The 16,679-nt window shown below is 46.7% G+C and carries 17 protein-coding genes; 9 read left to right on the forward strand and 8 right to left on the reverse strand.

Annotation, left to right across the window (positions count from 1 at the left end; genetic code table 11):
- Positions 1 to 10 precede the first annotated feature (10 nt).
- The gene (locus BUB18_RS17235) at positions 11 to 1,612 is read right to left on the reverse strand and encodes an NAD(P)/FAD-dependent oxidoreductase (RefSeq protein WP_073083493.1); all 1,602 of its coding nucleotides are present in this window, start codon (positions 1,610 to 1,612) and stop codon (positions 11 to 13) included.
- Between the two features lie 192 nt (positions 1,613 to 1,804).
- Positions 1,805 to 2,659 carry a hypothetical protein gene (locus BUB18_RS17240; RefSeq protein ID WP_073083495.1) on the reverse strand — a complete coding sequence of 285 codons (855 nt, stop codon included), beginning with the start codon at positions 2,657 to 2,659 and terminating at the stop codon, positions 1,805 to 1,807.
- Positions 2,660 to 3,036: 377 nt separating this feature from the next.
- Between BUB18_RS17240 and BUB18_RS29995 the strand changes: the two genes are divergently transcribed.
- From BUB18_RS29995 to BUB18_RS17260, 3 genes are all read left to right on the forward strand, one after another.
- Entirely contained in the window at positions 3,037 to 4,002 is a 966-nt protein-coding gene (locus BUB18_RS29995) for a hypothetical protein (protein WP_073083497.1), read from the forward strand.
- 161 nt (positions 4,003 to 4,163) lie between these two features.
- The gene (locus tag BUB18_RS17255) at positions 4,164 to 4,673 is read left to right on the forward strand and encodes a hypothetical protein (protein ID WP_073083499.1); all 510 of its coding nucleotides are present in this window, start codon (positions 4,164 to 4,166) and stop codon (positions 4,671 to 4,673) included.
- A 50-nt stretch (positions 4,674 to 4,723) separates the two neighbouring features.
- On the forward strand, positions 4,724 to 5,194 hold the full coding sequence (locus BUB18_RS17260) for a hypothetical protein (RefSeq protein ID WP_073083500.1): 471 nt from the start codon (positions 4,724 to 4,726) through the stop codon (positions 5,192 to 5,194).
- Between the two features lie 216 nt (positions 5,195 to 5,410).
- On the opposite strand, the gene BUB18_RS17265 is transcribed toward BUB18_RS17260, so the two are convergent.
- The 6 genes from BUB18_RS17265 to BUB18_RS17290 form a co-directional block, all read right to left on the reverse strand.
- Positions 5,411 to 6,163 carry an SOS response-associated peptidase gene (locus BUB18_RS17265; protein ID WP_073083502.1) on the reverse strand — a complete coding sequence of 251 codons (753 nt, stop codon included), beginning with the start codon at positions 6,161 to 6,163 and terminating at the stop codon, positions 5,411 to 5,413.
- A gap of 3 nt (positions 6,164 to 6,166) precedes the next feature.
- Positions 6,167 to 6,655 carry a hypothetical protein gene (locus BUB18_RS17270; protein WP_073083504.1) on the reverse strand — a complete coding sequence of 163 codons (489 nt, stop codon included), beginning with the start codon at positions 6,653 to 6,655 and terminating at the stop codon, positions 6,167 to 6,169.
- 7 nt (positions 6,656 to 6,662) lie between these two features.
- Positions 6,663 to 7,046 (reverse strand): LexA family protein, encoded by a 384-nt coding sequence (locus BUB18_RS17275; RefSeq protein ID WP_245805689.1) that lies wholly within the window; start codon positions 7,044 to 7,046, stop codon positions 6,663 to 6,665.
- A gap of 275 nt (positions 7,047 to 7,321) precedes the next feature.
- Positions 7,322 to 7,948: a hypothetical protein gene (locus tag BUB18_RS17280; protein ID WP_073083506.1), complete on the reverse strand. Its 627-nt coding sequence runs from the start codon at positions 7,946 to 7,948 to the stop codon at positions 7,322 to 7,324.
- Positions 7,938 to 8,435: an RNA polymerase sigma factor gene (locus BUB18_RS17285; protein WP_073083507.1), complete on the reverse strand. Its 498-nt coding sequence runs from the start codon at positions 8,433 to 8,435 to the stop codon at positions 7,938 to 7,940. The genes BUB18_RS17280 and BUB18_RS17285 overlap by 11 nt, the downstream gene beginning before the upstream one ends.
- 12 nt (positions 8,436 to 8,447) lie before the next feature.
- Positions 8,448 to 9,290, reverse strand: a complete 843-nt coding sequence (locus tag BUB18_RS17290; RefSeq protein ID WP_083550168.1) for a TraB/GumN family protein — start codon at positions 9,288 to 9,290, stop codon at positions 8,448 to 8,450.
- Positions 9,291 to 10,052: 762 nt separating this feature from the next.
- On the opposite strand from BUB18_RS17290, the gene hisG reads away from it, so the two are divergent.
- The 6 genes from hisG to BUB18_RS17320 all read left to right on the forward strand — a co-directional run bounded on the left by hisG (position 10,053) and on the right by BUB18_RS17320 (position 16,653).
- Positions 10,053 to 10,907 carry an ATP phosphoribosyltransferase gene (gene hisG / locus BUB18_RS17295; RefSeq protein WP_073083511.1) on the forward strand — a complete coding sequence of 285 codons (855 nt, stop codon included), beginning with the start codon at positions 10,053 to 10,055 and terminating at the stop codon, positions 10,905 to 10,907.
- Between the two features lie 14 nt (positions 10,908 to 10,921).
- The gene (gene hisD / locus BUB18_RS17300) at positions 10,922 to 12,196 is read left to right on the forward strand and encodes a histidinol dehydrogenase (protein WP_073083513.1); all 1,275 of its coding nucleotides are present in this window, start codon (positions 10,922 to 10,924) and stop codon (positions 12,194 to 12,196) included.
- 13 nt (positions 12,197 to 12,209) lie between these two features.
- The gene (gene hisC, locus BUB18_RS17305; RefSeq protein ID WP_073083514.1) at positions 12,210 to 13,283 is read left to right on the forward strand and encodes a histidinol-phosphate transaminase; all 1,074 of its coding nucleotides are present in this window, start codon (positions 12,210 to 12,212) and stop codon (positions 13,281 to 13,283) included.
- A complete protein-coding gene (gene hisB / locus BUB18_RS17310; RefSeq protein WP_073083516.1) occupies positions 13,280 to 14,416 on the forward strand; it encodes a bifunctional histidinol-phosphatase/imidazoleglycerol-phosphate dehydratase HisB in 1,137 nt (378 codons plus the stop codon). Before hisC ends, hisB begins: the two co-directional genes overlap by 4 nt.
- 255 nt (positions 14,417 to 14,671) lie before the next feature.
- A complete protein-coding gene (locus tag BUB18_RS17315) occupies positions 14,672 to 16,081 on the forward strand; it encodes an anthranilate synthase component I family protein (RefSeq protein ID WP_073083518.1) in 1,410 nt (469 codons plus the stop codon).
- A 2-nt stretch (positions 16,082 to 16,083) separates the two neighbouring features.
- Positions 16,084 to 16,653, forward strand: a complete 570-nt coding sequence (locus BUB18_RS17320) for an anthranilate synthase component II (RefSeq protein ID WP_073083520.1) — start codon at positions 16,084 to 16,086, stop codon at positions 16,651 to 16,653.
- Positions 16,654 to 16,679 lie beyond the last annotated feature (26 nt).

A 16,679-nucleotide genomic window follows, 5' to 3' on the forward strand; every position in this document is an offset into this window, starting at 1 on the left:
GTTATTTCGTTTATTTTTTCTCTTCATGATACTCCTGCTCCGTATTGATACTCCAGATGTTTGATTTGGTAACAATGCCGTTGCAGATATTATCTACCGCTACCATGGCGGTGAGCATGGAGTGGTCGGAGTTGTTGTATTTATGCATACCGTTACGGCCTACGAGGAAGATGTTTTCGAAGGAGTCCACATAGTCTTTGAGTTCATCAAACCTATCGTAGGTGCCAAAATAGGCGGGGTATGTTTTTTCCATGCGGAGCACGGTGGCATCGAGTACATCTGCTTTTTGTGCCAGGCCGATTTTACAGAGTTCATCGATGGCGATCTGGCGTATTTCTTCATCGGGGAGTTCCCAGAAGCCGTCGCCCATGTTACAGAAGTATTCCATGCCCACCCAGGTGGTGCCGGGGTCTTTTACCATAAAGGGGCTCCAGTTATTGAATAGTTGTAGTCTGCCCACGCGTACATCTTTTTCCTGTATGTAGATCCAGGTGTCTTTGAGGGTAATGGGTTTGTACTCGCCCGTTTTCCCGTCCTGGAAGCTGAGGTTTTTGAGGAGGATACCAATGGTGATGAAGTCGCGGTACATCAGCCCGGCGGCGATGTCCCGGATATTTTGCGGCACGTTACCTTGTATATCCGCAATCAGTTCCTGTACCGGCATGGTGGAAAAGAAGTAGTCGCCGTCGAGGATGACTGCTTCGCCGGTGGTTTTATCCACTGCTTCTATAGCGGTTATGAGGTTACTGTTGGTGAATACTTTTTTAACATCGTGCTGCATGAGGATGGTGCCTCCGCGTTCTGTTACTTGTCGCGCTACTTCTTCCCATAGTTGGCCCGGTCCGAATTTCGGATAGAGAAATTGTTCGATCAGGCTGGTTTCTACATTTTTCTGATTGATGTCTTTAGGTTTGCCGGCGTCCCAGGCGGTTTTGAGGGCATGGGAGATGGCTTTACCTATAGAGATACCTTTGATACGCTGGGCGCCCCATTCGGCGGATATTTTGGAGCATTCGATACCCCATACCTTTTCGGTATAGTCTTTAAAGAAGAGGTGGTACAGTGTTTTGCCGAAGCGGTTCACCATAAAATCTTCCAGTGATTTTTCCTGTTTGCGTGGAAACAACTGGGCATACATGTAGGAGAACATGATGCTGATGGTGGTGCTGAGGCCCAGTTTTTTCAGGGTGTCCAGCGAAAGTTGTATGGGGTAGTTAAAGAATTTTTTCAGGAAGTAGATACGTGACAGGCGTTGTCTGACGAGCATGATCAGGTCAGGGTCGCGTGCTACGAGTGTGTCGGTGCCAGTGTTTTCAGGCTTTTTAACATCTCTTGTTTTGCGTTGGTAGGTGATGCTGAAAGTTTCAGCGGCTTCTTCCTGAGGGGGCATCATATTTAGCCACCATTCCATTACGCGGTCGGATTTGGAGAAGAAGCGGTGTCCTCCGATGTCGATCCTGTTGCCTTTGTAGTTGACCGTTTTAGAAATTCCACCAATGTCAGTACTTTTTTCCAGGACTATCGGTATAATGTTGGTGCGTTGAAGTAGTTCATAGGCGGCGGTCAAACCTGCGGGACCTGCCCCGATGATAATTGCTTTTTTTGCTGGCATACTATTATGGTTTTACAAAACAGCCAGCCCGGGATTATCAGAGCGCAGCTGTTTTTGAGGGTGTCGGACTTCAGGGTAAAACAGGGAGGCAGATCATTTACTGCAATAATGATCTGCTTGCATATACAAGTTTAACAGTCCACACTGAAATGGTATGTCAGCGATAAAAAAATCAGGTAATATAGGGAGAGATTAGAATTTCCATTTATAGAAATACATTGGGGCGGCTTTGCCTTCGCTGATGGTAACGTACCCGCTGTTGTCCGGTAAGATAGTGATGGCTTCGCCCTGTGCTTCCGGTTCATAGGGGAGTTGTTTGCCGGGGCGTGCCATGGCCTGTTCTACGGTTTCTCCGTTTTTGCGGTTCCAGTAGTATACGGTGGTGAGGGTTTTGAGTACGATATGGTGGCCATCTTTGGAGATATCGGCGGAAACTACCCAGGTAAAGGGGAGGGTGATTAATTTCTGAAGATTGGTTTGATCGCCGTCTTTAAAGTCGAGTGTAGTTTTATAGAGGTGTACTGCTTTCTGGCGTTTGCTGATGATATAGATCTGCCGGGAGATGGGGTCGATCATGAGGGATTCCGCATCTTTGGGGTGATCGGGGTATTCCAGTTTGAGCACGTCCGCGGTGATGTTTACTTTAGGCTGCGGTTTGGTGGCAGGCTCGGGGAAGCGGTAGATGCGGATATGGTCACGTGTGCCGCTGTTATCGCCAATATCTGCCACGTATACGTAGTATTTGCCCTTTACCGGGCCCGGCCCTTCGGCAATGTCTTCCCAGTCCTTATTCGTCCCGTTTTCGATGTTAAACACGCTGATGACGGCTGCCTTATTGTTCAGCAGGAATACGTCGGGTTTGTTGCCGCTGTCGTTATGCGACCAGAAGCAGTTTTTAAGCGGCACGGAGGAGGCGATGCCGGAGGCTTCTTTCAGCTTTTTATCGTTGATATGCCCCATTAGCTGGGGTTTAACCGTGGTGGTCTGGGCGAGGCCCTGTAGTCCGGTACCGATCAGCAGGAGGGTGGCAAACAGTATGTGGCGCATAAAATGAGCGGTTTAGCAGGTGTTAATTTAGGAATAATTCCCGGAAAAAGGCCGCGACAGTTGATACTGAGCGGGTTTTGAAATTTTTTTCTGAAAAAATCTTCAAAAAATTTTGGTTGAAATGAAGAATGTTGTAATTTTGCCGTCCTGAAACGATGATGCCTGATAGTATAATGGTAGTACTCGCGACTCTGACTCGCTCAGTCTTGGTTCGAATCCAGGTCAGGCAACAAGCTAAAAACCGCAAATCTTGAAAAGGGTTTGCGGTTTTTCTATTTATGTAATTGCCTGCCGTGCCAGGGCTTTCTCCGGGCGCTGAAAGAAAATCAAGTTTTCTTTTTTACATTCATGGCCGGCTGAAAAATAGCTGCTATACCATGAAACGTGTTTTCCTTGCCTTAAAAGTTATCGCCATTCCTGTTTTATACGCGCTCTTCCTGCGTATAATTTTTGATCTGAAAGGTTGGGAAAGGATTTTTTCCGTGATGACTATCTCCTTCTTGTTTTTGGTCCCGTTTGTAGTGGGAGCTGTTACCATTATTCTATCTCCTAAAGAAAAGATAAAAAGCGATATATATACTTTGGCGATGCCCTGGGTGCCTATTACGGTCTTCTTTGTAATAACGGTGGCCTTTGGTATGGAGGGAATGATTTGCTGGATCATGGCTTTGCCACTATTCCTGTTTGCCAGTTCGGCTGGGGGCTTTATAGCCAGGCGCTTTCTTAAGCAAAAAAAGAACGAACGTATTTACACCAGCTTCGTATTGATATTACCCTTGCTGATATCTCCGATAGAACATCACATTGGTGCGCACAAAAAAACTTTTAAAGCTTATACCAGTATTGATATACACGCAGATGCGGCTACCATCTGGAGTCAGGTTACCCGTGTGAAAGCTATACCGGCATCGGCGGATAAAGGCTGGCTAACGAAATTTATGGGTTTTCCACGCCCGGTGGAGGCGGTGTTGAATTACGAAGGCGTTGGCGGGTATCGCAAGGCGATATTTACGAATGGGCTCACTTTTCATGAAACCGTTACGACTTACATACATCAGCAAAAAATGGTTTTTGATATAAAGGCTCATCCACAAGATATTCCTGCTGCCACTATGGATGAACATATCATTATAGGCGGACAGTTTTTTGATGTGCTCAATGGTACTTATGAACTGGAACGGATAAATGGCCAAACTTACCGGCTGCATTTATACAGTCATTTTACCATGAATACCACGTTTAATTTTTATGCAGGCTGGTGGGCAAAATGGATCATGAAGGACATACAAAATAATATTTTGCAGGTGGAGAAAAGCAGGGCGGAGAATCGGGGTAAGATCTGATATCGATGGGGAGTTACTACGTTTGTATCTTGTATTTCTGATAGATAATCTAAAAAGTGATAGTATCACGTGATACAATCACTTTTTTTATACGAATTAAACGATAGGAAAAATGTCTTAATCGTTTTTTATATTTATAATTTTATAGCCAAATACTATCCATGAATTTCCCGGTCCTCACCTGTGCACAATGCGGCAGCTCCGATGTAAAGCTGATGCCTCAACGAAATGATCTTGTCAATTGCAATTATTGTGGCGCCATATTTATGATTCCACCGCCGCAGGGAGAACCCCTTCCACAAGCTATAGAAGAGCCGGAACCGGAGGTTGAAGAAGAGGAAAAAGAAGAAGAAGAGTTAATTATTCCACCTGTACCCCCTCGCCCAGGAACTACCAATACCGAAAAGTTTGTAACATTCATATTGGTGGTTATTGGATTTATCGGCGCATATCTGATTTTGAATGTAACCGGAGATGATACCTGGTTATACCAACTTATAGCTTGTATAGGCGGATTGGGGATATGTAGCTTTATACTTTTAAACTTAGGATTAGAGAAGAAAAGGAAGTATGAAAGCAGTCCGGAGATGCAGGAATACAATCGCGTCAGAAGACAAATCCGGGAAAGGAGGGAGGAAAGAGAAAAATTAAAAGGGCAAACAAATAAATAGCCCTATTAGGAAAACACCGTACTATTTATCAAAAATGTTATTAAAGCCACATGAATCCGTCAGCCCTCATTTGCGCCCAATGCGGTAGCTCCGATGTAAGCCTCATGCCTGAAAGAAATGATCTGGTGCATTGTAATCACTGCGGCACTCTTTTTATGATTCCCTCCTCATCAGAAAATTTGCCGGAGAAACCGGTGGAAGATGATGATTTGGAGATTCCATCGCGCCCAGCGTTTGCCAGGGAATCGGGGTCAAAAAAACTGGCGGTAATAACGGTGATTGTGTGTGCTGTCATTGCCTTATTTGCTGGGACTACCAGGGATGGTGATGTGAAAATACTCCTGATCCTGTGCATCTTCGGGCTGCTGGGTTTGCTTCTTATCATTGGATTGAGCCGGGAGGCCGCCAGACGTAAGGAGATTGAAAACAGTCCTGAAATGCAGGAATACAATGAGAAAATTAAGAGAGTGGCAGCACAGCTGGAAGAGAGGAGGAGAAAGAGGATTGATCAAAAAAAATAGGTTGTCGGCCGCCATCCGGATTGCCGGTTTCCTTTTATATGGCCATAAAGCAAATCTCTGAGTAAATCAGTAATGGAAGTGATTCACCTTCAAGACTTGGGGTAGGAAAACTATGCCAGACTGCGTATAGAAATGTTATTTACTGTTAACGCCCAAAACGCGAACAGCCCGCATCACTGCGGGCTGTTCGCTGTTATAGGAGGGAATTGAAATAAACTATACGGTTACCGGCGGTAGACCTTCGTAATTGATTTCAGCGATCACGGAGGCATCGTCTGGTTTGGCTTTACGAACGGAATTGACGGTCCAGAACTGCAGCGTATCCGAAGGTTGTTCGTATTGCAGTACATCGCGTATATCCGTGTCAGTTAGGTCTGGTTTGATCCATTCTTCGGCCAGTTCATTGGTGAGCATCATGGGCATGCGGCCCGCATTATCGCCCCCGTTGTGGATTTGACGCATTACGTTGTTGGCGCTACGGGTGAGCAGGGAAAATGTGGGGATACGTTCGGGTTTATCCACATCCCAGGAATTGGATAATGCCCATAACCCAGCTATGAAAAACACTTCCTGTTCCTGCGATTTAATATAATAGGGCACTTTGTTTTTCAATCCCGGCACTTCCCGGTATTCAAAAAATCCGGTAACGGGAATGAGGCAGCGTTGTGTGCGGATGGCGTTCCACAGTGTTTTAGGTTCCAGTACTTTCTCGCTGCGTGCGTTGAGAAACATTTGCCGTTGCCGCTTTACTTTTTCCGGTGTATTCAACATTTTAGGAATGGGCCCCCAGTTAAACAGGGCTAATTGCGGGCCTTCATGGTTTACTACAATCGGCCATTGCGGGTACGACATCCCGATTTTATGGTACGTAGCGTCAAACTGAAGGTTAGCTCCCGGCGCGGTTTGCAGCAGGGGCATGATTTTGAATATGCTTTCAATTTTGGTAGTAAAGGCGATATCATAACACATACGCTATCCGGAGATTAGTTGATATAAAGGTACTTGTATTTCCTCTTGTCCGTAGCGGAGGGCAATAATTAGTTCGCCATAATGTGTGTACAGCTCGGCATCAACCGTGCTGTTAGGCCGCCAGTTGGTATGAATCTGCATATAGCGGCGCAGCTTTTCTGCGACCTCGCCACCTGGCTCCCAGGTTTTACCTTTTAGCATCGCGGTAAATACCTTGTAGCCTGGGGGCTGGCCTGCAGCAATAAATAATTTGTCCATTTCTTCAGGGCGATGCGCCTGGTATATATATTTTCGCTTATCGAAGCGGATATGCTGAAAGTGCTGATTGGCCTCACCAATATCTTTATAAGGTGTGATTAAAAAGGCCTCCCTGGTCACCTGGTCACCAGGCTCAATACCGGGAAGATAACTCTGCCTTACAAACAACGTGTAGCCCTGGTTCAGGAAGGCCGTTAATACCGGCGGGGTAAATAATGCAAGCGGATTAAACATGGCCGTATTATTTACGCATGTCTACTATCACCGCCGTTACTACTCCCCATACCTGGAAATCAGTATCTTCTGTGATTAATACCGGTTTATAAAAAGCATTTTCTGAATGAAGCACCCAGTTACGGCCCGCTTTCACCAGTCGCTTTACCGTGTATTCACCATTTACCATGGCCAGTATAATATCGCCGGTGCCGGGGCGCAACGACCTGTCAACCACGGCCATAGCGCCATCGGGCATGTTGGCATCCGCCATACCATCCCCCTTGATCTGAAAGATAAAAGTGCTGTGGGGCTGGGAGTGGATTACCCTTGAAAGGTCTATCGTGTCTTCCATGTTGGCATTATGCAAGGGTAGGGTAACAATTTCTCCACTCAACTTCATCGCTTCCATAATCTGTGTTTTAAAATGCTAATATTATTGGCAAAATAAAACTAAATATTTTAGTTAAAAAAATATTCCGGGGATCATTTTTAAAATCTTTGAAAACGTTAGTGGGTGCGGGTTATTTGAATACATTGGGGCTCAGTAATATGTGTATTTTCACTGATAGATATACCGCAGTAAAACAAGAAAAAATGACACCGCGGGGTGTCATTTTTATCAGGAGCCATCAGGCGTACAACGGAATGTTGTTGATAAGTTGAATTTCCATCTCCCTAAAAAAATTATACCTCCCTGAACTCATCCAGCAGCTTTTTGATTTGCTGAGCGTATTTGCCATAAACAACGTGTACATAAATCTCGGTCTTCGCGACCATCAGTACAATGACGAGTAATAGCAGGCCCACTATGGTAAAGACTTTCGACTGGCTAATAGCAGCACTTTTATTCAGTATGGCAGTAGGTGAAATATTTTTGTCATTTATGAGAATTATGCCCACAAACACTATCACAAAGGGGAGCAGACAATAACTAAAAACCTTATAAAACTCATTACTAAGTTTAATATCATAGTATACTGCATACAGATTGTCTTTGGACGTTAGTGCCGTATTGCTCATATTCTTATAGAACAGATAGAATTTAATAAAGAAGTATCCGCAAATCAGCACAAAATTGAAATACATGAGGTAGAATGCGAAAAGCAGGTAGGCATTGAATGTCATGATAGCAGGTACAAAGCCTAAAAAAATCACGGCTGCCAGTTGTGCAAAAAATTCTTTTTTCAGTCGCCTGCGAAACTTATCTACCGGTAGCTGGGCGGATTTCAATTTTTCCAGGTTCGCAGGAATAGCAATGCTGTCGCCGGATTTATCGCTGTTCCATAAGGATTGTAAGTCATCAAAAGCCATAGCCTTGTTGTTTTATAAGTTCCTTTAATTTCGTTTTTGCTCTGTTTAATTTGGTACGGGCATTTCCTTCCGTGATCCCTAAGTTTTCTCCGATTTCGCGGTGGGAGTAATTTTCCAGGTGGTAAAAGATCAGCGCCTTTTCCAATCGCTCCAGTTTTTGTACCGCCTGGTAGAAGTGCGCCAGCTGCAATTCTTTGGTGTTTGAAGCCTCATCAGCGGGTATATCGGGCACAGCATCGGTGGTAATGGGTTTGCGCTGGTCTTTCTTGAAAAACACCAGTGCGGTGTTGAGTGCTACACGGTACATCCAGGTGGAAAAATTACTTTGCTGCCGGAAGTTGTCGTACGATTTCCATAACTGTAGTATGATCTCCTGTGCCAGGTCGTCCTGGTCATCCTTCGTATCCATGTACATCCTGGATATTTTATGGATGATGCCCTTATGTTGTTCAATCAGTTCAAGAAATACCTTTTCTTTAGTTTTCAACGGGGGGATGCTTTAGTTCAAAATAGGTTCTACCGTATAACCCTGGTTTTGCAACAACTTAATCAAACCATCTTCCCCACCCAGGTGTGCCGTTCCAACAGCGAAGAAGTTACTGCCTTTTTGCATCATCGCAGGCATTTTCTTCGCCCAGTTCTCATTTCTTACATGCAGTAGCCAGTGCTTTGAATTCTTATCCATGAATTTTTCTGCCGTGATATCAGCATACAGCCGTTTAAAATCTTCTGATTTATAACTGGAAACCAGGGTGCTGAGTATATGGCTGTAGTCATCAACTGCCCGTATCTGTGCAATGGCATACTCATCATTGTAGGATTTGTTGAGGAATTGCACTTGTGCTGCTACCGACTCCAGCGTATCCATCTTTATTTGCTTGCCAATGGCTATTTTCAGCAGTTCAGTTTCGTATTGTTTCAGCTCGGTGCACTTATAGGTGCTCATGATCAGTATACTGTAAATAGTACTGAGGGTAAAATTATCCAGTTTTTCCAGTGGTATTTTCAGGTGTTTCATGAGTATGGAATCCACTTCTTTATAGGTGGCAGCAGGTAGTCTCTTACTTTGCGGTTCGTTACTGAGAGTGGCTATCTGCATTATTTTCCGGGCTTCCGTGCTTTGAATATCTGTTTCTGCCACATATGTGTCGGCGGCTTCCAGTGCGGCTTTTACCTTTGGTTTTATTTCAAAATCACCGGCACATAGCATGTGTATCGTCCCAAACAAATAGGATGGCTTTTCAAGGCCTTTGCCACTTACTTTCCAGAGTACGGATTGTGCATTTGTTTGAAGGCCCAACAGGCACATTAATGTGAGGCAAACGAGGATAATCTTTTTCATGATTTAATTATGTTGAACAGATGAATTGTTTGTTTTGAGATTTAAATTGCTGCCGGCAGTACTTACTTCGTTAGTATTCGCTTTCCCTTTTTCGTTACAGCTGCTGTAAAATTTTTTTTTCGGGAGATGTGAATGCTGTTGTTTCAGTATTTATATCGTTAGTATTCGCTTTCCCTTTTTCGTTACAGTTACTGTAAAATTTTTTTTCGGGGAGATGTGAATGCTATTGTTTCAGTATTTATATCGTTAGTATGCGTATATCCCTTTACGTTACACAAGTGGTATGATTTTTTTTCTGAGGTTATTTAACCGATGCCTTCGGCATCGGTTGGGAGGGGGACGCCTCCGGCGTCCCGGGGCGATAACGGATTGGATGCAATCATACCATCGCCTGAAAAGGTTGGGGTGGAGGACCGCCAGGTCCTCCATCCCAACCTTCTCCGTTTGCCGAAGGCAAACGAAGAAGGTTGGAAAATGTAACAGCACTTATATATCAATTATAACAGTGCTTACATAATAACGCCGCCCGCGCAAACCCGCCACTGTTAAGGATTTGTTACCATCTCATCTCCCTGAAAAAAAATGTTTGTTTTATTGGATTTCTTTCTAATTTTGTACCCGAATTATGAAACAGAATATCCATACACATCATCACCATCATACTTACCGCACCGGTAGGCTGGGATGATTTTGTGTATACAAACATATTTATCATCATCAAGGGCTTACCAGATCGGTAAGCCCTTTTTATTTGTCCAAAAGATGAAACTTAAAATCGCCATCCAGAAATCAGGCCGCCTGCACGACGATTCCATCAAACTGCTGAAGGAATGCGGGATCGACATCAACAACGGTGTCAACAAATTAAAAACCGAAGCCAGTAACTTCCCGCTGGAAGTATTCTTCCTTCGTGATGATGATATTCCTCAATATATCGAAGACGGCGTAGCCGATATCGGTATCGTGGGCGAAAACGTTGTGCTGGAAAAGAAAAAACAGGTGAACATCGTAGAAAAACTGGGCTTTGGTAAATGCCGCCTCTCCATGGCAGTACCCAAATCCTTCGAGTACAACGGTGTGCAGGACCTCCAAAACACCCGCATCGCTACCAGCTACCCGGTAATCGTTGACGAGTTCCTGAAAAGACATAACGTAACCGCCGAAATCCACGAAATCAGCGGCTCCGTGGAAATCGCACCAGGCATAGGCCTCGCCGATGCCATCTGCGACCTCGTAAGCAGCGGCTCCACCCTCTTCATGAACGGACTCAAAGAAGTGGAAACCGTGCTGAAATCAGAAGCCGTACTGGCCGCTTACCACCACCTGCAGCCAGAACAATCCAAGCTGCTCGATAAACTGCTGTTCCGCATCCAGGCCGTTAAAAAAGCAAAAAACAATAAATACGTACTGCTCAACGCGCCTAACGATAAACTACAGGAGATTATCAGTCTGCTCCCGGGCATGAAAAGCCCTACCGTACTGCCCCTCGCCGAAGCCGGCTGGAGCTCCGTACACTCTGTGCTGAACGAAAATGATTTCTGGGATATCATCGAAAGCCTCAAAGCCGCCGGCGCACAAGGCATCCTCGTAGTACCCATCGAAAAAATGGTGATCTAAACTGAAAGCTAATCATGCAGATTTATAAATACCCGGCCGCCAATACCTGGAACAACATCCTACAACGCCCGGTGATGGACACCTCCGCACTGGAGCAAAAAGTAGATGCCATCCTCCGGGATGTTAAAAACAATGGTGACGCTGCCGTAAGAAAGTATGCGGAACAATTCGATAAGCTCACCGCCGCTACCTTCGAAGTAGCGCCGGCCGCCTTCGAAGAGGCAGAAGCAGCCCTGGAACCCGCCCTCAAAGCGGCTATCCAGCAGGCAGCAAAAAATATCACCACCTTCCACAACGCCCAGCAGTCCACCCCGGAAGTAATCGAAACCATGCCTGGTGTGCAGTGCTGGCGTAAATCAGTGGCCATCGAAAAAGTTGGCCTCTACATCCCTGGTGGCTCCGCCCCCCTGTTTTCTACCATCCTCATGCTCGGCATCCCCGCAAAGATCGCCGGCTGTAAGGAAATCATCCTCTGCACACCCTCCCTGCATCCCGCCATCTTATATACGGCCAAACTCGTAGGCATCTCCCGCGTGTTTACCATCGGCGGGGTACAAGCCATCGGCGCCATGGCCTACGGTACGGAATCCGTACCACAGGTATATAAAATATTCGGCCCCGGAAACCAATACGTTACCTGCGCCAAACAACTGGTGAATAAAGACGGCCTCGCCATCGATATGCCCGCCGGCCCTTCTGAAGTGGCCGTCCTCGCAGATGATACCTGCGTACCCGACTTCGTAGCCGCCGACCTGCTCTCCCAGGCTGAACACGGACCCGATAGCCAGGTAGTACTCGTTACCACCAGCGAAAAAGTCATCAACAACGTACAGGCAGCCCTGGACACACAGCTCGCCCTCCTGCCCCGTAAAGACATCGCCACCGGCGCCCTCGCCAACAGCCGCATGATCCTCGTAGATAACCTGGACACCGCCATGGCCATGCTCAACGCCTACGCACCGGAACACCTTATCCTGGCCTGCAACGCAGCCAGCGAGGTAGCAGCAATGGTCACCAACGCAGGCTCCGTGTTTATCGGGAATTATACCCCGGAAAGCGCCGGCGACTACGCCTCCGGTACCAACCATACGCTGCCCACCAACGGCTACGCTAAAGCCTATAGCGGTGTATCGCTGGATAGCTTCGTGAAAAAGATTACCTTCCAGCAAATAACCCCGGATGGCCTCCGCCATATAGGCGCCACCATAGAGGCTATGGCGGCAGCAGAAGGTTTAGATGCCCATAAACAGGCCGTATCGGTGCGACTCAAACAAATTAATAACCCGTAATAAAGCTTTTGAAATGTTCGATCTCAACTCCCTCCTGAGGGACAATATAAAAAGACTGGTACCCTATTCCTCCGCCCGCGACGAATTCAAAGGCGAAGCAAGGGTATTCATTGATGCCAACGAAAACGGCTTCGGATCGCCACTACCGGTGAATTACAACCGTTACCCCGATCCCCTGCAGTGGAAACTGAAATACAAACTCGCCGATATCAAAGGCGTGCCTCCACAAAATATCTTCCTCGGCAACGGCAGCGATGAGCCAATCGATATCCTCTACCGCGCTTTTTGTAGGCCGGGTGTGGATAACGTAGTCCTATGCCCACCCACCTACGGCATGTACGAGGTAAGCGCCAACATCAACGACGTTATCATCCGCAAGGTGAGCCTCACCCCGGAATTCCAGCTGGATATCGCCGGCCTCCAGGAAGCGATCGATGAAAATACCAAGCTGGTATTCATCTGTAGTCCTAACAACCCTACCGGCAACTCCATCAACCGCGCCGATATTGAACTCCTGCTCAATAACTTCGACGGTATCGTGGTGATAGACGAAGCTTATATCAACTTCTCCCGCCAGAAATCCTTTATCCAGGAACTGACGGAATATCCTAACCTGGTGGTGATGCAAACCCTGTCCAAAGCATGGGGACTGGCCGCACTCCGCGTAGGTATGGCCTTCGCCAGCGAGGATATTATCAACATATTCAACAAGGTGAAAGCACCGTATAATATCAGTCAGGCCGCACAGGAACTGGCGTTACAGGCACTGGATAATGTATCACAGGTAAACGAATGGATCCGCGAAATCGTGATTGAGCGTGATCTGTTGTCCGCCGCCATGGAGGCTTTGCCACTGGTGCAGCAGGTATACCCGAGCGATGCCAACTTCATCCTCGTTAAAACCATTGATGCAAGAGGTATCTATAATTATCTTACAGAGAAGGGAATTATCGTGCGGGATCGCTCCAAAGTAGAGCTCTGCGCCGGCTGTTTACGTATCACCATCGGTACACCTGCCGAAAACCTGGAGCTCATGGATGCCCTTAAATCTTATCAACCACAAACTGAAAAAACTGTTTCTGCATGAAACGCGTGCTCTTTATAGATCGCGACGGTACTTTGATCAAAGAAGTGCCGCCCACCTATCAGATCGATAGCCTGGATAAAATCGAATTCTATCCCAAAGTATTTGTGAACATGGCCCGCATCGCATCTGAGCTGGGTTATGAGCTGGCAATGGTTACCAACCAGGACGGCCTGGGTACCACCTCCTTCCCGGAAGATACCTTCTGGCCTTCCCAAAACTTTATTATCCGCGCCTTCGAAAATGAAGGGGTGCAGTTCGATGAGGTATTTATTGACCGCTCTTTCCCGGCGGATAACGCCCCTACCCGCAAGCCTGGTACCGGCATGCTCACTAAATATCTTACCGGGGAATATGACCTGGAAAACTCTTTCGTGATCGGCGACCGTATCACGGACGTGCAGCTGGCCAAAAACCTCGGCGCCAAAGCCATCTGGATGAACGAAGGCAATGGCCTCGGCAGCGCCGAAGTACAGGACAGCGCCGCCGCCCTGCGTGAAGTGATTGCGCTGGAAAGCACCGACTGGGACCGTATATACGAATTTCTCAAAGTAGGACTTCGAACGGTGACGCATGTACGTAAAACAAACGAGACTGACATCTCCATAAAAATGAACCTGGATGGTACCGGCAAAGCGAAAATTGAGACCGGACTGGGCTTTTTTGATCACATGCTGGACCAGATTGCCCGTCATGGCAGCATCGACCTGGAAATCACCGCCAAAGGGGATTTACACATCGATGAACACCATACCATAGAGGATACCGGCATCGCACTGGGAGAGGCCATGGCTAAAGCCCTGGGCGACAAAAGAGGTATAGAACGCTATGGCTTTACCCTGCCTATGGACGACTGCCTGGCACAGGTGGGCATCGACTTCGGTGGACGCAACTGGCTGGTGTGGGAAGCGGAGTTTAACCGGGAGAAGATAGGAGAGATGCCTACCGAAATGTTCTATCACTTCTTTAAGTCGTTTTCCGATGGAGCCAAAGCTAATCTGAACATAAAAGCAGAAGGGCAGAACGAGCACCATAAAATAGAAGCAATATTTAAGGCCTTTGCCAAAGCCGTGAAAGTGGCCGTAAAGCGCAACCCATCAAAAATGCAACTGCCTAGTACCAAAGGAGTGCTGTAATTTTTCTTTCCGGATGGAAAAAAATTATTTGCATTTAATGTAAAAATGTTTCATTTTTGCTCTCACTATGCAGAATATCATGACAAATAAATATTGGTGGTGGCACGGAATCAATCCTTGATCTGTGTTACAGTGCCATGTTTCGTCTTGAAATATATTTGAAGGGCTCGCTGTTACACAGCGGGCCCTTCGGCTTTTTATCCGGTTCCTATTACAAAAAAATTCACTTTCACTTTTTAGGTTATCATATCAGTCATGCGTACCATTCAAGTAAAAACGAGATCCAAACAGATGCTGGCGGACGTGTTCACGCCGGTGGGTATCTATCTGCGACTCCGTGACAAATTCCCGGGCTCCATCCTCCTCGAAAGTACCGATTACAGAGCCAGTGAAAACAGCTTCTCTTTTATCGGTATCAAGCCTATAGCAGGGATTGAAGTTACTTCCACCTCCAATTTTGAATTCAAGTACCCCAACCTCCCGGTAGAAAAAAAACAACTCAAAAATAAAGAGGCCGTAACGGGAGAAATTGAGAAGTTCCTGAAAAACTTCACCTTCACAGGCAGCAATCCAATCCCGCTCGCACAGAGCCTTTTCGGATACACCACCTTTGATGCGGTACAGTTCTTCGAAACCATCGAATTCAATAAGGAAAAGCAGTCCGCCAATGTGATCCCGCTCATGCGATACCGTTTTTACCAGTACGTGATAGCGATTAACCACTTTAAAGATGAACTATACCTCATCGAAAATCAGGTGGATGGCATAGAAAGCGAATTTGAACTGATTGAATCACTCATACGCCACAAAGACTCACCAGGTTATCCATTCACCGCTGTAGGCGAAGAGTCGTCCAACATGACAGACGCGGAATACATGCAGATGGTGGAACAGGGAAAACAACACTGCTTCCGGGGCGACGTTTTCCAGGTAGTACTCTCCAGAGCCTTCCAGCAATCCTACATCGGCGATGAATTCAACGTATACCGCGCCCTCCGCTCCATCAACCCCTCACCTTATCTTTTCTTCTTCGACTACGGCGATTATAAATTAATGGGTTCTTCACCGGAAGCCCAGCTGGTAATCCGTGATGGTAAAGCTACCATCCACCCGATTGCAGGCACCTTCCGCCGTACCGGCGATGATGCACAGGATAAAGCCCTGGCGGATAAACTCCTCCAGGACCCGAAAGAAAACGCTGAACACGTAATGCTGGTGGACCTCGCCCGCAATGACCTCAGCAGAAATGCCAAAGATGTAACAGTACAATCTTACAAAGAAGTTCAATATTACTCCCACGTTATTCACCTCGTTAGTGAAGTAACGGGTAAACTGGAACCAGGCCTCAATCCTTTTGCCCTCCTGGCTTCTACCTTCCCGGCAGGTACACTCTCCGGTGCACCTAAATACAGGGCCATGGAAATAATAGACCAGTACGAACCCACCGCACGCGGCTTCTATGGCGGCTGTATAGGCGCAGTAGGTTTCAACGGCAACTTCAATCATGCTATCATGATCCGCTCCATACTCAGCAAAATGAATACGCTGTATTACCAGGCGGGAGCCGGCGTGGTGGCCAAATCAGTAGCTTCCTCCGAACTGGAAGAAGTGAACAATAAACTCAATGCTTTAAAACAGGCCATCCTGCTGGCGCAAAAAATTTAGTCATGAATATCCTTGTATTTGATAACTACGACTCATTCACCTATAACCTGGTACACCTGGTTGAAAAAATCATCGACGGAAAAGTTACCGTTGTACGTAACGACGAAATTCCCCTGGAGAAAGTGAAAGATTACGATAAAATCATTCTTTCCCCCGGCCCCGGTATTCCGGAAGAAGCAGGGCTGCTGCTGCCACTGATCAAAGAATATGCACCTACCAAATCCATCTTCGGTGTATGCCTTGGCCAGCAGGCGATAGGACAGGCCTTTGGCGCCTCCCTCATCAACCTCAAAGAGGTGTATCATGGAGTAGCTACCAATGTTAAAATCATTGCCGACAACGGCCGCCTCTTCAACAACATGCCTAAAGAACTGGAAGTAGGCCGCTATCACTCATGGGTGGTAGACGAAAAAACACTCCCTTCGGAGCTGATCATCACCGCCAGAGATGAAGAAGGTTACATCATGGCGCTGCAACATGAAAGCTACGACGTAAGCGGTGTACAGTTCCACCCGGAAAGTGTACTCACCCCGCAGGGAGAGCAGATACTGAGAAACTGGCTGGAAATGTAATCTGCCTCCACGTTTCATGCTTATCT

This window comes from Chitinophaga jiangningensis, from assembly GCF_900142605.1.
Lineage (GTDB): Bacteria > Bacteroidota > Bacteroidia > Chitinophagales > Chitinophagaceae > Chitinophaga > Chitinophaga jiangningensis.

Excerpts from the sequence above, each read along its gene's own strand:
- BUB18_RS17235 (WP_073083493.1), bottom strand. The coding sequence starts at position 1,612 with ATGCCAGCAAAAAAAGCAATTATCATCGGGGCAGGTCCCGCAGGTTTG.
- BUB18_RS17240 (WP_073083495.1), bottom strand. The coding sequence starts at position 2,659 with ATGCGCCACATACTGTTTGCCACCCTCCTGCTGATCGGTACCGGACTA.
- BUB18_RS29995 (WP_073083497.1), top strand. The coding sequence starts at position 3,037 with ATGAAACGTGTTTTCCTTGCCTTAAAAGTTATCGCCATTCCTGTTTTA.
- BUB18_RS17255 (WP_073083499.1), top strand. The coding sequence starts at position 4,164 with ATGAATTTCCCGGTCCTCACCTGTGCACAATGCGGCAGCTCCGATGTA.
- BUB18_RS17260 (WP_073083500.1), top strand. The coding sequence starts at position 4,724 with ATGAATCCGTCAGCCCTCATTTGCGCCCAATGCGGTAGCTCCGATGTA.
- BUB18_RS17265 (WP_073083502.1), bottom strand. The coding sequence starts at position 6,163 with ATGTGTTATGATATCGCCTTTACTACCAAAATTGAAAGCATATTCAAA.
- BUB18_RS17270 (WP_073083504.1), bottom strand. The coding sequence starts at position 6,655 with ATGTTTAATCCGCTTGCATTATTTACCCCGCCGGTATTAACGGCCTTC.
- BUB18_RS17275 (WP_245805689.1), bottom strand. The coding sequence starts at position 7,046 with ATGGAAGCGATGAAGTTGAGTGGAGAAATTGTTACCCTACCCTTGCAT.
- BUB18_RS17280 (WP_073083506.1), bottom strand. The coding sequence starts at position 7,948 with ATGGCTTTTGATGACTTACAATCCTTATGGAACAGCGATAAATCCGGC.
- BUB18_RS17290 (WP_083550168.1), bottom strand. The coding sequence starts at position 9,290 with ATGAAAAAGATTATCCTCGTTTGCCTCACATTAATGTGCCTGTTGGGC.
- hisG (WP_073083511.1), top strand. The coding sequence starts at position 10,053 with ATGAAACTTAAAATCGCCATCCAGAAATCAGGCCGCCTGCACGACGAT.
- hisD (WP_073083513.1), top strand. The coding sequence starts at position 10,922 with ATGCAGATTTATAAATACCCGGCCGCCAATACCTGGAACAACATCCTA.
- hisC (WP_073083514.1), top strand. The coding sequence starts at position 12,210 with ATGTTCGATCTCAACTCCCTCCTGAGGGACAATATAAAAAGACTGGTA.
- hisB (WP_073083516.1), top strand. The coding sequence starts at position 13,280 with ATGAAACGCGTGCTCTTTATAGATCGCGACGGTACTTTGATCAAAGAA.
- BUB18_RS17315 (WP_073083518.1), top strand. The coding sequence starts at position 14,672 with ATGCGTACCATTCAAGTAAAAACGAGATCCAAACAGATGCTGGCGGAC.
- BUB18_RS17320 (WP_073083520.1), top strand. The coding sequence starts at position 16,084 with ATGAATATCCTTGTATTTGATAACTACGACTCATTCACCTATAACCTG.